This window comes from Anoxybacillus amylolyticus (genome assembly GCF_001634285.1).
GTDB lineage: Bacteria > Bacillota > Bacilli > Bacillales > Anoxybacillaceae > Anoxybacteroides > Anoxybacteroides amylolyticum.
In genome coordinates, this window is sequence record NZ_CP015440.1 from 37,565 (window position 1) to 52,938 (window position 15,374).

Annotated in this window: 13 protein-coding genes and 3 pseudogenes; 9 read left to right on the forward strand and 7 right to left on the reverse strand. The window is 44.7% G+C overall.

All coding sequences use genetic code 11. The features are described 5' to 3' along the window. Positions 1–114 precede the first annotated feature (114 nt). The 3 genes and pseudogenes from ytaF to GFC30_RS16105 all read left to right on the forward strand — a co-directional run. Positions 115–771, forward strand: coding sequence for a sporulation membrane protein YtaF (gene ytaF, locus GFC30_RS16095; RefSeq protein WP_066328101.1), 657 nt, complete (start codon positions 115–117; stop codon positions 769–771). Positions 772–874: 103 nt separating this feature from the next. Continuing rightward, positions 875–1,855, forward strand: coding sequence for a sporulation protein (locus tag GFC30_RS16100; protein WP_066328134.1), 981 nt, complete (start codon positions 875–877; stop codon positions 1,853–1,855). Between the two features lie 246 nt (positions 1,856–2,101). Continuing rightward, positions 2,102–2,816, forward strand: a pseudogene (locus GFC30_RS16105) (IS982 family transposase); the annotation flags it as partial. A 136-nt stretch (positions 2,817–2,952) separates the two neighbouring features. On the opposite strand, the pseudogene GFC30_RS16110 reads toward GFC30_RS16105, so the two are convergent. The 6 genes and pseudogenes from GFC30_RS16110 to GFC30_RS17120 form a co-directional block, all read right to left on the reverse strand. Beyond that, a pseudogene (locus GFC30_RS16110) lies at positions 2,953–4,128 on the reverse strand (IS1634 family transposase); the annotation flags it as partial. 225 nt (positions 4,129–4,353) lie between these two features. Continuing rightward, positions 4,354–5,004: an ABC transporter ATP-binding protein gene (locus tag GFC30_RS16115; protein WP_044730626.1), complete on the reverse strand. Its 651-nt coding sequence runs from the start codon at positions 5,002–5,004 to the stop codon at positions 4,354–4,356. Between the two features lie 11 nt (positions 5,005–5,015). Beyond that, on the reverse strand, positions 5,016–5,528 hold the full coding sequence (locus GFC30_RS16120) for a stage II sporulation protein M (protein WP_044730625.1): 513 nt from the start codon (positions 5,526–5,528) through the stop codon (positions 5,016–5,018). Further along, positions 5,525–7,144, reverse strand: a complete 1,620-nt coding sequence (locus tag GFC30_RS16125; protein WP_238583594.1) for a hypothetical protein — start codon at positions 7,142–7,144, stop codon at positions 5,525–5,527. Before GFC30_RS16125 ends, GFC30_RS16120 begins: the two co-directional genes overlap by 4 nt. Before the next feature lie 80 nt (positions 7,145–7,224). Beyond that, positions 7,225–7,455 carry an uberolysin/carnocyclin family circular bacteriocin gene (locus GFC30_RS16130; RefSeq protein ID WP_044730624.1) on the reverse strand — a complete coding sequence of 77 codons (231 nt, stop codon included), beginning with the start codon at positions 7,453–7,455 and terminating at the stop codon, positions 7,225–7,227. Between the two features lie 24 nt (positions 7,456–7,479). Next, complete coding sequence (locus GFC30_RS17120; protein ID WP_158512145.1) at positions 7,480–7,653, reverse strand: hypothetical protein; 174 nt, start codon at positions 7,651–7,653, stop codon at positions 7,480–7,482. 170 nt (positions 7,654–7,823) lie between these two features. Between GFC30_RS17120 and GFC30_RS16135 the strand changes: the two are divergent. Then, positions 7,824–8,703 (forward strand): annotated as a pseudogene (locus GFC30_RS16135) (IS982 family transposase). A gap of 205 nt (positions 8,704–8,908) precedes the next feature. Here the strand turns inward: GFC30_RS16135 and GFC30_RS16140 are convergent. Next, complete coding sequence (locus GFC30_RS16140) at positions 8,909–9,988, reverse strand: undecaprenyldiphospho-muramoylpentapeptide beta-N-acetylglucosaminyltransferase (RefSeq protein WP_148660450.1); 1,080 nt, start codon at positions 9,986–9,988, stop codon at positions 8,909–8,911. A 140-nt stretch (positions 9,989–10,128) separates the two neighbouring features. Between GFC30_RS16140 and GFC30_RS16145 the strand changes: the two genes are divergently transcribed. From GFC30_RS16145 to GFC30_RS16165, 5 genes are all read left to right on the forward strand, one after another. Beyond that, positions 10,129–10,851, forward strand: coding sequence for a polysaccharide deacetylase family protein (locus tag GFC30_RS16145; RefSeq protein WP_066328105.1), 723 nt, complete (start codon positions 10,129–10,131; stop codon positions 10,849–10,851). A gap of 8 nt (positions 10,852–10,859) precedes the next feature. After that, on the forward strand, positions 10,860–11,456 hold the full coding sequence (locus tag GFC30_RS16150) for a DedA family protein (protein WP_066328108.1): 597 nt from the start codon (positions 10,860–10,862) through the stop codon (positions 11,454–11,456). A gap of 14 nt (positions 11,457–11,470) precedes the next feature. Further along, on the forward strand, positions 11,471–12,607 hold the full coding sequence (locus GFC30_RS16155) for an MGDG synthase family glycosyltransferase (protein ID WP_066328110.1): 1,137 nt from the start codon (positions 11,471–11,473) through the stop codon (positions 12,605–12,607). 143 nt (positions 12,608–12,750) lie between these two features. Next, complete coding sequence (locus GFC30_RS16160; RefSeq protein ID WP_066328112.1) at positions 12,751–13,839, forward strand: D-alanine--D-alanine ligase; 1,089 nt, start codon at positions 12,751–12,753, stop codon at positions 13,837–13,839. Between the two features lie 12 nt (positions 13,840–13,851). Further along, positions 13,852–15,225, forward strand: coding sequence for a UDP-N-acetylmuramoyl-tripeptide--D-alanyl-D-alanine ligase (locus GFC30_RS16165; RefSeq protein WP_066328114.1), 1,374 nt, complete (start codon positions 13,852–13,854; stop codon positions 15,223–15,225). Positions 15,226–15,374: the final 149 nt, after the last annotated feature.

Here is a 15,374-nt window from a genome sequence, read left to right on the forward strand (position 1 = left end):
AAACGGGAAAAAATATTTCCTTGGAAATCGAATCTCGTCGAAAAATGATAAAATGGATAGCCGAGTTCCCCTTGTGTTCACTTGTGCATATAGTAACGCAGGGGGAACGAAACGATGTTAAAATACGTATCGATGATGATGTTAGCATTGGCGGTGAGTTTAGACAGTTTAAGCGTTGGGGTGACGTACGGGATGCGGAAAATGAAATTTCCGCTTTCCTCACTAGTAGTCATTGCATTGTTTTCAGGGTTCATGCTGCTTATGTCTATGTACGTCGGTTCTTTTCTCGTTCTGTTATTGCCGGTGCGTGTGGAAAAAGCAATTGCCGCGTGCATTTTAGTGGCGATCGGTGTGTGGGCGATTTATAACGTATTAAAGAAGCGAGAAGATGAGCTAGAAGAGATGGTACCTCGGCCCGCGACAACAATGAAAATATGGCGTGTCCATTTAAAACGGCTAGGCATTGTCATCCAAATTTTAAAGCGTCCGTCGCTAGCTGATTTGGATGGCTCGGGCAGCATTAGCATGAACGAGGCGCTCTTGATTGGCTTTGCGCTATCAATGGATGCGTTCGGAGCAGGTTTAAGCGCTTCGCTTTTAGGCTATTCTCCACTTATGTTAGCATTGCTCGTGTCCTTGCTTAATATGCTGTTCATTCATTTTGGACTAAAAACAGGCTATACGTTTGCAAAAACAAAAATAATGAAAAAAGCAACAGTTATTCCAGGGGTGATTTTAATTTGTTTAGGCATTTCTAAAATATTCTTTTAGAAAAGCTCCTAAAGATCGTTACGGTCTTTAGGAGCTTTTGAATCTTTCTGCTTGTTCGATCGTAAATAATAAAGAGGAGAAACATACTGTGGAGGGAGTAGCTGTGTTTAAAAAATTTTTGTCCAAGCTAGGAATTGGTTCTGCAAAAATTAACCTTGTTTTGCATCAACCTTACGCGCGCGTTGGCGAAAAAATCGAAGGCGAATTTTTCATTGAAGGAGGGATAACCGAGCAACATATTCGTAAATTAGATGTCGAGCTTCAGCTCATTGTTCATGCAAATGGTCAGCATTATCGTCAGACGGTTGCGGTCATTCCGGTTGCGTCATCGTTTATGCTTCATCCGGGAGAGCGAAAAGTATTGCCGTTCGTTTATACATTGCCACTCCATTTGCCAGTCACGCGTTATGGGGTAGAGTATGTATTCGTTACGCGGCTTGATATTGCCGACGGAGTCGATGCAGTGGATGAAGATAGCATTCGCATCTTGCCGCCGGTGCCGTTAGAAAAATTGTTTTACGCATTAGACAAGCTCGGTTTTCGTGAGAAGCCAATTTCTGGGAAAATCACGGCGCATGGACAAGAGTTTGCATTTTTCCCGACAGAGTCGTTTCGAGGTGTGATTCAAGAAATTGAATGTTTCGCTTTTTTTGAGGAACACGGTATTCGCTTGCAGCTTGAAGTCGATGTATTGAATGGAATATTGGGGTTCAGTGAGAGAGAATTAAAACGGGATGTGTTCTTTAGTTATGATGAAGTGAACGACGTCGAAGGATTGGCGCAAAAATGGCATATGTTATTGCAAGAGATGGTACACCAGCCGCAAATGTATGCCCATTCGTCCTATATCTCACACCAGCCGCATGTTCCGCACGATCCGGGATATTATCATACCTATCCTTCCCGCCATCACGGACATGGAATGATGGGAGCGATCGGCGGATTTGCCGCCGGAATGCTTGCTGGCATGGTGGCAGAAGAGCTGATCGAGGATGTAGTAGAAGATGCGTTTGATGCCGGAGACCGTGTGGAGGATATGGTAGGCGACTGGTTTGATGGAGATGATGATATCGATATTCTATAATTTGGGAAGGCCTTCTCTTATGCAGGGGAAGGCTTTTTTTGATTTTGGACTAGGCCTGATTATCAAACTGAGATGAGATAAAAGTAGTGAATGAACGGGGTTGGCGGTTTACAGGCAATCCTTTCTTGTGAGAAATCAATATCAACCCGTGGTGCTAGATAAAATCGAGTGAGCATAAAAATAGCCTTTGCTTGTGGATCTCCTGTAGAATGAAAGTGCGACCAAACATTCGAAAGGAGAATCCCCATGCAAGAGCACTTTCATTTTACTACAGATCAAGCGAATATTCAGAAACAATATGCAGCCATTTTCTTCTTTGTTTCTGCCCAACTTTCACAAATTCAGATCTATCTTCAACGTCACAATCGACATTTGGTGAAAGTAAGAAGACGCTGTCATCATTGCCATTCATATTTTAGGAAAGTTATTTGGTTTTTCCTCCGAACGTGCATGGCATCGCTTTGTCACCGGAAACTTGTTTACAAAGGGACAGTTTCTCGAACGTTCCCGATACAACCTCCGTTGTCGAGCGTTGCGTTTTGCAATCAAATGGATTCGTTATGAACTGGCGAAACGTGGTCAACACCATGCCTATGCGGTAGTAGACAGTATGCCGATAGAATAGGCATGCCGCAAGAAGGTATCGCGTCAAACGATTCCAAGGGATCGCAGACATCGGGTATTGTGCTTCGAAAAAGCAATGGTACTATGGGTTTAAGTTTCATCTTCAAGTGACAGACCAAGGTGTCTAACTATGGGATACGTAGTCGCGGAAGCGTCTTGTCACGATCGAATCGCCGCTGAAAGTGTCATGTCCCAAATTCCTCATCCCTATAATTTAGGTGACAAAGGATTCATCAGTAGCGATTTGCAAAAAAAGTTGTACGAATAGTACCAAATCGTGTTTTGGACTCCACCTCGAAAAAACAAGAAACACCGCTCATCCGAAGCATGGGAGAAATAGATCAAGCAAAAACGAAAAGTCATTGAAACCGTGTTCTCTGTCCCGAGTTCGACAGCGACTAGGTAAACAAAATGCCTCTGATCCCTTGATACAAAAGGGACGAGAGGCATTTGGGCATACTTCGGGCGTGTATCTAGGTGCGAGGATGGATGCCTAGAATCTTCGGAGGAGGATCCAGCCCTAGAGCCGCAAAGAGTTGCGCTTGTTTGGTCGTCAGTTCGGTTCGTTGATAAAGATCTCCGTTTTTTGAAGAAAAATGTCCAAGCATGAGACGTTCGCATTCGTCCCTTACTTTCGGCCACGATTCATGGGTTCGAATCTCCACGATCCGAACCAGCAAGAGAGCGAGCCAACTGAGCAGCACGTGCGCCCGAATGCGGTCTTCCAAGCGGTGATACATAGGCCGCAATTCCAATGTGGACTTTAATGTTCGAAAGGCCTGCTCGATATCCACCAGCTGCTTATACCCGAGCGCGACATCCTCGGCAGACAAGGTGTCATCGGATGTCCGGATGAGATATTTTCCGTCATACTTTTCGGCATCACGAACCGTCTGCTTGTCGATGCGAAGGGTTCCGTCCTTCAACTGGCGCAAGTATTTTCCATAGGAAGGATGGGAACGCAATCGGCAGGTAGCCTTATGATGAGCTTCGTTTGGGAGTTGGCGAAGCCCTTCTAACTCCTCTTTCAGCGATTCGAGCAGCTTTTCTCGCTCCTTGCGTTGGCGCTTGGCTTCGCTGGGATTGTACACGAGAACATAGCGCTGGCGTGCTTCTCCGTCTCCCACGGTGATTTCCTTGATATGCAAGTTCTCTTGGACTTGTTGGTAGCGCCCGCGACGACTCAACGCCTCTTCGATGGAAGCTTTCCCGGATCGCATTTTTTCACCGACAATGTAATGTCCTCCTGCCTGTTGTAAGGTTCGTAAGTTTTCTTCAGATGAAAATCCGCGATCCATGACATTGATGACACGACCGAGCTTCCAGCCGATCAAATCGTGTTTGACTTGTTTGATGACCGTCATGTCCATCGTATTGCCTGGCCATACCCAAGCGCGAATCGGGACTCCTTCCCGGGTGACGGCCAGCCCAATGACGATTTGGACAAGATCGGGTCGCTTGTCTTTAGAAAATCCCTGCTTTCGAAGGGATTCCTCTTCCGGTGTTTCGGACGGATCGACTTCGAAATAAGACGAAGTCGTATCAAAATAAAGCAAATCGACTTCCAGATTTAATAAGTCGGCTACAGCATGGAACACTTGTCGTTCCAAGTCCGATTGCACGACCAGCAGTTCATCCATCGCCCGGTGTTTTCTGCAAAGAAAAAATACAGAGTTTTGCAAGGAAAAGTGCAGAGAATTACAACTTGACATGGAGCCTCTGGGGGTGTGATTAAAAAGCCAGGAAGCCAGCAATATCAAGGATTGGCTATGCCTAAAAAGGCTATCACATCCCCCACTCCATGTAAAGTTGGCCTAAGCCAGATTCTCTGCAGATCTCTGCATTTTTATTTTGCAATAAACAACCTTCCCGCTTTACCAGATGCCTTCCTTTCTCACCGGACGAGCAAGTGTCAATACACGCGCACTAGGGAACTTGTCTTGATGGACATGGGAAGCAATGATATACGATGCACGGTTGTCCGTTTGAATCCATTCCGCTAGTATGTCCCGGCTGGTCACATCAAGCGAGTTAAACGGCTCATCCATTAAATACAATTCCACAGGCCGTCCTAAAGCAATCGCGATATGCAACTTTTGCAACGTCCCAAGCGAATATTGATCAACGGGAAGAGCTAGCCAATCCGCCATCCCTAATGTATGGCAAATCGCTTCTACCTTTTGGTAATATGTGCGATCTAATCGCCATAAAAGCCGAAAACATTCGATATTTTCATAGCCTGTCAGTTTAGAAAATAAAGGGGGTTCAGCCGTTACGTACGATATATAGCGGCGTATCGCAACCAGCTGAACCGGATTTCCTTTATAATAAGCACGGTAGGTCAAATGGCCATTAGAAAGCAAGCCAGCGATAATCTGTAATAACGTTGTTTTCCCAACGCCATTTGGACCTGTTAGGAAAATCGTTTCCCCTTTCAGAACGTCGAAGGAAAACTGGTCAAAAATGAGCGTTTTTCCATCATAACTATACGTTAAATTTTGCAATGAAAAAAGCGGTTCGTCCACAACATTCCCTCCTATGCGTGCGACACAGTCGCCTCAATGAGCGCAGATATTACCAATAGTATGGAAGCTGCCGTGAATAACAAAACAACATCACGTATATGAAGCGGTTCTGTCTCCTCAGCTCGTGCTCTTTTTTTCACAATATGGAGCAACCGCCATGTTTCATATCCTAACGTACAAAATAGCAAATGGCTCATGATTTCTGTAATTCCATGGGGAAGGATGCCCGTTATAATAGGGTGCAATCCATACCCTTTCATGACCCCTTTCACAATGGCTCCTAACATTGCTGCATTATAGGCGAGATAAACTGTATTTACGACCCCTAATGTCAACCATCCGCCAAACATAAGAATCGCCCCGACCATAAAGTTGTGGGCTAAAGTCGGCCAAAACGCCATGGAAGTTGGATGGATCGTTAATTTTTCAGAAACAATGACGGCACCGAAAGCAAAACATATCCCATATACAGCCAGCGATACACAAAAATATGGCAGATGGCTGCGAATGGTTCTCCCGATCATCCTTTCCCATCCTTTCTCCTATCGATGGAATAACGAGTGCTTCCCCACAAAACGATATATAAAGCTATAACAAACAAAGTGCTATACCATCCCCATTGTTCGCCTCTTAGCAAGACGAAAAAGGCTGAGATCAGAGAAGAAAAGATAGTCACATAAGTGAATAACCGATGAAATAGATGATTGCCAGCCGCTACGACCATATAGCCAGCATAATCGCGCGGAGAAGCCAACTCTACTTTCTCTCCGCTCGATAAAAGAAAACAAAACACCTCATAATCAGTGCGCAAAATCCGTTTGATAACTAACGGATACAACGGCATTATGATGATGCTAAGCAAAACAACAATCAGCGCATTCCCCCTAAACCATCCTACCCATTCAATAGCAAGCAAGCCAAGCGCCGCCGCGCACGGATATACTCCTATCCGTCGCAACAATGTCCACTTCGCTTGAATTAACTGCACAAGAGGAGGGGGATCAAGAAGCCTAAATACGAGCAATCGCTCAATATCGCTTTCAAACAAAAAGACTTGCGAAAATGTACTGGCAACGGCGCGCAATGTTCCTGTCATCACGATATACATTTCAAACAAACAAAGAAAACATATAACGAAAAGATTATGGATGAAAGGGAACAAAGCGATATTCGCTCCTGTGACAAGAAACCATTCTCCCGGCAGAAACAATAACAAAGGCGGTTTGTCCAATTGACTGGCTTTACGCATTAACAAACAAGTATCTTTATACAGAAGCGCATTCTCACTAGCGGGTTGCCATGATGATTGGATCACACGCTGATACCATTTATACAGCACGTATGTCTTGGCTTCCACACAAGCACGGACGGATCGCAAGCTTCCCAACGCGAACGCTGCGATTGCAAGACCGCTAGCCGCCAAGACACCTCCGTTCAATCCTACCATCCCATGCCAAGTAAACACTCGCTCATGAATCCATTGTTGCCACTTGGCGAACTGACCATCCATATAGGCGAGATACGAAATCGACAACCCATATGTCTTAACAGCATGGCGCGACAATTGTAACAACGATACAATCGGGATCATGACCATATAACCGACCGCTAAGGAGAAAAAGCAAGAAAGAACGCCTGAAAATACGCGTCGCCCCCCAAACTTTGTCCCCCTCATTACATGAGACATCACATAAAGGAAAAACAAAGTTGCTTGTCCAAACCATACAAGTTCGGCTCCAACCCATCCGAGCTTCACAATCAAGGCAACAGACGGCGGAAAAACGGTTGGCAACATGCGCAACATATAACTAACATAGTGGATGACGACCAAACGCCGCCAGACCACGTCGTCCTGTTCGCTTGACAACCGCAAGTAATCATAATGATAATCACGTTGCAATTTTTCCCCCGAGTCGAGCAAGACGGCGATGAAAGGGCTAGTCGCTAGTAACAAGAGTAGCCCGATGGTAAAAGAAGAGCCGAATACGGAAGACCGGCTACATACAATGATGACGAGACAACAAGAGAGAAGCCACTTTCCCCCTTCAGCAACGAACAACGCCCCTTTTGGGCTTAGCAGCAATTTTTTTTGCAGCGGAGCGATGCTGCTCCTTCTCATCTGTTGATAAAATAGCCACACTAGTTTCAACTTGCTTCACCCTTCTAGTTCAACATGGACGGGAAAAAAGCAGGATGGCCATTCCCATCCTGCTTCACCACTCACCAAGCAATTGCTGCGGCCTTGCCCCGTTCCGTAACAATTTTTTTCACTGTCGCCACAAATGTCGACCATCCGATTTCTAAAATCGCATCCACTCCACCGGATAAAATAGCAGTAATTCCTAGAATGATAGAAACTAACGTCGACCCTGTCAACACAATCGATACAACGGTCGTGGCAACAGCTTGTGACACACCCAGCGTCCCCGCTACAAGAGCCAACAAACTCATGTTGAAATCACCCCCTTTCAAAAACTACCGTAACTTCCGCAACAAGCGCGAATACACAATCCCGTAGGCGAGTACGAGAACAATGTCTGCGATTTTCATCCATAAAGGAGATTGAAATTCTTTTAAAACGAAGGCAATGGCGATCAAAAGAAGAAAGGGCATCGTAATGACAATAAATAACGGCCAGGACCATTTCATTATGTATCACTCCAGTTTACTAATACTATTAATTGTAAAAATAATCGATGTATAAAACTATTATAATAACCCGTGGTGCTAGATAAAATCGAGTAAGCAAAAAAATAGCCCTTGCCTGCGGATCTCCTGTAGAATGAAAGTGGCATCCAACATTCGAAAGGAGAATCCCCATGCAAGAGCACTTTCATTTTACTACAGACCAAGCGAAAATTCAAAAACAATATGCAGCCATTTTCTTCTTTGTTTCTGCCCAACTGCCATCGATTTCAAATGTATTTGCAGCGCCGCAATCGTCATTTGGTGAAACAGGAAGACGCGGTGATGATTGCCATTCATCTTCTAGGAAAGTTACTTGGCTTCTCCTCCGAACGGGCATGGCATCGCTTTGTCGTGGGAAACTTGTTCACCGATGGACAGTTTATCGAACGGTCTCGATACAATCGCCGTTGTCGAGCGTTGCGCTTCGCGATCAAATGGATTCGCCATGAACTAGCAAAACGCGGGCAACACCATGCCTATGCGGTCGTAGACAGTATGCCGATCGAGTTGTGCCATGCCGCAAGAATGTACCGTGTCAAACGATTTCAAGGAATCGCAGACATCGGGTTTTGTGCGTCGAAAAAGCAGTGGTACTATGGATTTAAGTTTCATCTTCAAGTGACCGATCAAGGACTGCCGATGGGATACGTGGTGACGGAAGCGTCCTGTCACGATCGAATCGCCGCTGAAACAGTCATGACACAAATTCCCCACCCCTACAATTTAGGTGACAAGGGATTTATTAGCAACGATTTGCAAAGAAAGCTATATGAGGAATATCAAATCGCCTTCTGGACTCCATCTCGCAAAAATCAGAAGCATCGCCCATCGGCATCATGGGAGAGATGGCTCAAACAAAAACGCAAAGTGGTGGAAACGGTGTTCTCTGTCCTCGTCGACCAGTATCGGATCACAGAAATTCGTGCCAATTCGATTGCGGGGTTTGAGGTAGCACTAGATGGCATTTTGTTGGTGTATTCACTTGTAACACTTGGGCTAGTTGAGCGTTAGGGTTCAACTAGCACCACGAGTTATATTAGATAAAGAGATGTTTCCGGTACACATATTTAATGATGTTCAATGGTATCAAACGTTTGATCCGAATAAAGGGTTTAATATTATCATTGATGATGAAAAAACCAATTCAGAGAACTAAAGGAAATTTTGAATGTCCCTATTATGTGCATGGCACCCGTTTTATAGGTGCCATGCTTCGTTATTGTTTACCTTTTCCTGCTTCTTCAATGAGCGACAGTAGCGTATGCAAGGCATCGGTGGCTTGGGAGTTGTTCATGTTCTCGATGTAGCGCTCTTTGTCACGGTATAGCTGGTAAATCGCTTCGCGCAGTGAGTCGTTTGTTAAGTCTTCCTCCATCAGCACTTTTGCATATCCCGCTTTTTCGAACGAACGGGCGTTTAAAATTTGGTCGCCTCGGCTTGCCCCTTTTGAAAGCGGAATGAGCAACATCGGCTTTTTTAATGTCAAAAATTCAAAAATCGAGTTCGAGCCGGCGCGCGATAGGACGATGTCTGCCATCGCTAGCAAATGCGGAAGCTCGTCGTGAACGTATTCAAATTGTTTATATCCTTTTTGATTTAATTGCGCATCGACGTTTCCTTTTCCGCAAATATGGACGATTTGAAAATCGGCAAGAAGTGTCTGCAAATTCGCCCGTAATGCATCGTTAATGCGCTTCGAACCGAGGCTTCCGCCCATCACAAGAAGAACGGGCTTGTCGTTTGTAAACTGACAATACATTCGCCCTTTGTCAGCGTTTCCTTGTTTTAGTTCGTCACGAACGGCGGCGCCGACGTAGATCCCTTTTTCTTTGCTCACATGTTGCAACGTTTCTGGGAACGTGACGCACACTTTGGTCGCAAACGGCATCGCAAGTTTATTGGCCAGCCCTGGCGTCATATCGGACTCGTGAATAATCACAGGAACACCGTTTAGCCACGCGCCGATAATGACAGGAACAGAAACGAATCCTCCTTTGGAAAACACTATGTCTGGCTTTTCCTTCCTAATTAGCCTATACGCTTCCCACGTTCCTTTCATTACTTTGAATGGGTCTTTGAAGTTGTTCCAATCAAAATAACGGCGCAACTTTCCTGTCGAAATCGGAAAATACGGCACATCGCTTTGCTGGGCAATGAGTTCCCGTTCGATGCCGTGATGGGAACCAATATAGCAAACGTTCCACCCTCGCTCTTTTAGCTTCGGAATGAGCGCGACATTTACCATGACATGTCCGGCTGTACCGCCGCCGGTCAATATAATTTTTTTCAATGTGATCACCTGTCTTTTTATCAAGTATAGTACGAATCGTCAAGTTGGTTGAATCTTTTCTTTCCTCGTTCCGTATTGTATTATAGCAAGGAATAACTTAGAAGTGTGTCGAAATGATGAGTATATAGAAAGAAGAGGTGCATGGAGTGAACTGGCTCGCGCTTTTTTTATGTGTCGTTATCGTGTATGGAATCGTTCCGACTGTTGTTATCCGCCAAACAGGGATAGGCATTTATAAAAGAGGAAAGTATACGAAGGCGGTTGCGCTGACGTTCGATGACGGACCTAATCCATATTATACCCCTCAATTGCTCGATCTACTAAAAAAACACGGAATAAAAGCAACGTTTTTTCTTGTTGGGACTAAAGCAAAACAGCATCCTCAGCTAGTTAAGCGGATGCAGGAGGAAGGGCACGATATCGGCCTGCATAATTACCGGCACATTAGCAACTGGTTCATTTTCCCGCCGTTTTTACAACGAGGGTTGCAAAAATCTGCCGATATCATCGAGCAAATTACTGGAAAGCGCCCTATTTATTATCGCCCGCCTTGGGGACACTTGAATTTGTGTACGTGGACGGTACAAAAGAAATATGTAATAGTGATGTGGACAGCCATTCTCGGAGACTGGAGAGAGAGACTCGGGGTCCCTGCGCTTGTACGGCGATTAAAAAAGAGCCTGAAAGACGGAGCGATTATCGTTCTTCACGATAGCGGAGAAACATTTGGCGCGGATGAAAAAGCGCCAGAACATATGATTCAAGCGCTACAACAGCTTTTCGAAGACGAAGCAGCGAAAAATGTCCAATGGATGACGATTAGTGAAATGATAGCTGCACAAACTAAGAAACAAACTCGAGCAATTTAGGGGGATGTATGGATATTTCGACTCTTTTGTCATATATACAATCGTACGGATATGGAATTATTTTTGTTTTTCTTTTTTTGGGGATTGTTGGAATACCAGCGCCGGAAGAGAGCTTATTATTTTTTCTTGGAATGCTAATCTCCCACCACCAACTAGCATGGGCAAATTGTTTTCTTGTCAGTTGGCTGGGTGCTACAATAGGGATGATAGCAGGCTATGGAATGGGGCGCTTTCTTGGCCATCCGTTTGTAAAAAAATATGGGAAGTATGTAGGGATTAAGGAAGACAAGTGGGAACGGGCGAGCGGGTTATTTCACAAATATGGAAAATGGTTTGTGCTCTTCGGGTTTTATCTTCCAGGGGTGAGGCAAATTTCCCCGTATATGGCAGGAGTAATTCGCTTTCCGTTTCCCCTGTTTTTACTGCTTGCTTCGATAGGTGCGTTATTATGGATTGTGCCGATTATGTCCATCGGAATGTTTTTAAGCCAGCATCTAGACATTCCTATTGCATCGGTTCCGCTGATTGGAGCGGCGCTGTTTCTTCTGTTTCTTGCTGCTGTATGGATTAAGCAACTGGTTGGCAAAAAGCAATTTGAAAATTAAAGGGAGCTATCGTGATGATGAAAGTTCTTGTATTGCCATTGTTTCAAATGAGTTCTGGACACCATAAAGTAGCCGATGCACTCATTGATTTTTTGCAAACGAAATTTCCGTTTGTTCATTGCCGAAAGCTTGATTTTTTAAGTTATTGCAATGAATACATTGAAAAGTTCGTGTCAGACGTATATTTGCGCTGGATTCGCTCTCATCCAGCCTCTTATCATCATATCTACAAAATGCTTATGTATCGGGATGTTCCGAAAATGGACTGGGTGCATCTAGAACCGTGGCTGCCGTATTTCGAACATAAAATGAAACGGCTCATCGAAGCGGAAAAGCCACAGCTGATTATTTGTACCCATTCGTTTCCATCGCGTATTTTACAGCGGCTAAAACGGAAAAAATGGCTAACGACGCCCGTCATTAATGTATACACCGACTTTTTTATGAACGGCGTTTGGGGAAAAAAGGGGATTGATTATCACTTTGTCCCACATCAAGAAGCGAAGGAAGAGTTAATCAAAAAATACAAAATTGCCAAAGAACAAGTGATTGTGACCGGTATTCCCGTACATGAAACGTTTATGTCCAAAAAAGGTGGGGGTAGAGGGAGTAAGCAACGCCTGCATTTATTAATCGCAGGTGGCAATCAGGGGCTAGGGAATATTTCGGATTTCTTCCGAAAAATGAACGGAACAAACCAATTCCGCTACTCGGTATTATGCGGGCATAACAGGGCGTTGTATGAAGAAGTTTTGCGTTGGAAACAGCCGCATATTCGCCCGCTTCCGTATATAGCAAGCATTGATGAGATGAACCGTTTGTACGAGGAAGCCGATGCAATTATTACGAAGCCGGGTGGCGTTACGGTAAGCGAGGCGTTGCATAAGCGTCTTCCGTTATTTACAATCAGCTATTTACCAGGGCAGGAACAAATTAATTTACGTTATTTAGAAGAACGAGGACTTATTTATAATTTGAGCGGTCTGCGCCATTATGAACAAAAAATTTGGCATGTGCTGCATGATGATATGGAACGAAGCCGTTTTCTTCGCCGAGTCGCTGAATATTTTGCCCAAATCGAGCAATCTGCCCAAGAGGCGCTTCAACAAATTGTATGGCAATATAGCAAAACACATGTATGGTCGCATTAACACACCGTCTAATGAATCTATTAGGCGGTGTTTTGCTATGTGAAAGTTGCGAAACAACCTTTATCAATCATATAAAAGTATCATACGGTGGCAGGAGAAACGTGGTACAATAAAGTGGTGGAAAAAGAAGAGGAGGGTTTCTAGTGAAGACGAGAATAGGGGTGTTGTATGGCGGAAAATCGCCTGAACATAAAGTATCGCTACAGACGGCGATGGCGGTCATGAACGCGATTGACAAAGCGAAGTTTGACGTCATTCCGATTTATATTACGACGGAAGGACAATGGGTCAAAGGAGAAAAGTTAACAGGTAGCGTGCATGATGTGAAGCAGTTGCAACTGGCACCGAAAGAGAGAGCAATTTTGCCAGTAGCTTTGAATCAAACTTCGATAGCGGAAGAAACGAATGGACCGACAGAAGACACTATTGATGTCATCTTCCCATTATTGCACGGACCGAATGGAGAAGACGGCACAGTGCAAGGGTTATTGGAATTGTTAAACATCCCGTATGTCGGAAACGGCGTGCTAGCTTCGGCGGCTGGGATGGATAAAGTCATTATGAAAAATTTATTTGCTCAAGCCGGATTGCGCCAAGCAAAATACGTTTCTTTTTTGAAAAAAGAATGGCAACAGAACGAAGAAGCTGCTTATGACAAAGTGGAAAGCGAACTCGGCTATCCTTGTTTTATCAAGCCGGCAAACGCAGGTTCAAGCGTTGGGATTAGTAAATGCAAAAAACGCGAAGAGTTGAAGCAGGCGTTTATGGACGCATTTCGTTATGACCGAAAAGTGATTGTGGAAGAAGCAATTGTCGGACGGGAAGTCGAAATTGGCGTCATCGGAAATGACGATCCAGTCTGTTCTGTAGTAGGGGAAATTGTTCCAAAGAAAGAGTTTTATGATTATCAAGCAAAATATGAAGACGGCAATACAGAGCTTATTATTCCAGCCGATATTACTGACGAGGAATATAAAACGATTCAGCAAATGGCGATTGTTGCATTTAAAGCGCTTGACTTGTCTGGATTAGTGCGGGCTGACTTTTTCTTAACGAAAGACGGCGTTGTTTACATTAACGAAGTGAATACGATGCCGGGCTTCACACCATTCAGCATGTTTCCACTGCTTTGGAAACATAGTGGCGTTTCTTATCCAGAACTTATCGAAAAACTTGTACAGCTTGCGCTTGAGCGCCATCAAGAAAAACAAACGATCACATACACATTTTAGAAGGGTGAAACAATGATAACAAAGACACTACGTACGATTCAAGATATGGTGGACGGCTTTGGACTTGATGAATCGTTTTACGACGTGATGATTACAGGGATTTCTACCGATACGAGAACGATGGAACGAGGGAACTTATATATTCCGTTAAAGGGAGCAACGTTTAACGGCCATGCGTTTGTCGAAGAAGCATTTGCAAAAGGAGCGAGTGCGGTGCTATGGTCTCGAGAAGAAGCAAATCCGCCAGTAGATGTTCCGCTCATTATGGTCGATGACACACTGCAAGCGTTGCAACGGCTAGCCCATCGTTACCGAAAGCAGCTATCGGTGAAAGTGATTGGCATTACTGGAAGCAACGGCAAGACGACGACAAAAGATATGGTGTTTTCGCTCTTAGCAACGACATACAAAACGCAAAAGACAGAAGGAAACCTCAACAACCATATTGGGCTGCCACTGACGCTTCTGCGATTAGAGGAAGACACGGAAATGGCGGTTGTCGAGATGGGAATGAGCGGTTTTGGTGAAATCGAGCGGTTATCGCACATCGCAGAGCCTGATGTCGCAGTCATTACGAATATTGGGGAATCACATTTGCAAGAGCTAGGGTCAAGAGAAGGGATTGCGCAAGCGAAACTCGAAATTCTTTCTGGATTACAGAAAGACGGTGTGTTTGTTTATTACGGAGACGAACCGCTATTACGAACAAAAATAGAGCAGCTTTCCCCTGTCTTCCACACGATTACGTTTGGGCAGACACCAGAAAACAACTACTATCCGCTTTCGATGGCTTTAACAGCGGAAGGAACGACGTTTACAGTGAATGCGGCACGAGAAATATCTTTCCAACTTCCGATTTTAGGGAAACATCACGTACAAAACGCCTTAGCGGCGATTGCCGTTGCTCGTGTGTTCGGTATTGAATGGGAAACAATTCAAAAGGCATTTGCAACGCTACAAACGACGCGCATGCGCATGGAATTAGAAAAAGGGAAAACTGGCGTAACCATTATTAACGACGCATACAATGCCAGCCCGACATCGATGAAAGCAGCATTACAGTTGCTGTCTGAATTAACAGGCTACGATAAAAAAATCGCTGTATTAGGGGATATGCTAGAACTTGGAGCGCAAGAAGTGGAATTCCATCGGCAAATTGGAGAAATACTTACACCAGCAAGCGTCGATTACGTATGGACGTACGGAAAGCTTGCGCGTGAAATAGCTCTCACCGCTCAGCCTGCCTTTCCGCACGGGCGAGTGAGGGCATACGACGATAAACAAGCATTAGCAAACGACTTATGTGCGCTCGTAACGGAAAAAGATGTCGTTTTATTCAAAGGATCGCGAGGAATGAAACTCGAAGAAATCATCCGTGCATTGTAATAGCGGGTTGACCCTTTGCGTTTTGGGTCAGCCCTTTTTCTTGTTAAGACTAAGAAAGCATAAAATTTTACGATTGGGTAGAAACCTTTCTGGCTCCAAGAACGATCGGTCTAAGGTGTTTCCTCCTCCGTGGGGCTTGTGCGATCTTT

What these genes read in the sequence shown, in the direction of transcription:
- ytaF (WP_066328101.1), top strand. Translation starts at nt 115, where the DNA reads ATGTTAAAATACGTATCGATGATGATGTTAGCATTGGCGGTGAGTTTA.
- GFC30_RS16120 (WP_044730625.1), bottom strand. Translation starts at nt 5,528, where the DNA reads ATGATCGGGAGAACCATTCGCAGCCATCTGCCATATTTTTGTGTATCG.
- GFC30_RS16130 (WP_044730624.1), bottom strand. Translation starts at nt 7,455, where the DNA reads ATGAGTTTGTTGGCTCTTGTAGCGGGGACGCTGGGTGTGTCACAAGCT.
- GFC30_RS17120 (WP_158512145.1), bottom strand. Translation starts at nt 7,653, where the DNA reads ATGAAATGGTCCTGGCCGTTATTTATTGTCATTACGATGCCCTTTCTT.
- GFC30_RS16150 (WP_066328108.1), top strand. Translation starts at nt 10,860, where the DNA reads ATGGATATTTCGACTCTTTTGTCATATATACAATCGTACGGATATGGA.
- GFC30_RS16155 (WP_066328110.1), top strand. Translation starts at nt 11,471, where the DNA reads ATGATGAAAGTTCTTGTATTGCCATTGTTTCAAATGAGTTCTGGACAC.
- GFC30_RS16165 (WP_066328114.1), top strand. Translation starts at nt 13,852, where the DNA reads ATGATAACAAAGACACTACGTACGATTCAAGATATGGTGGACGGCTTT.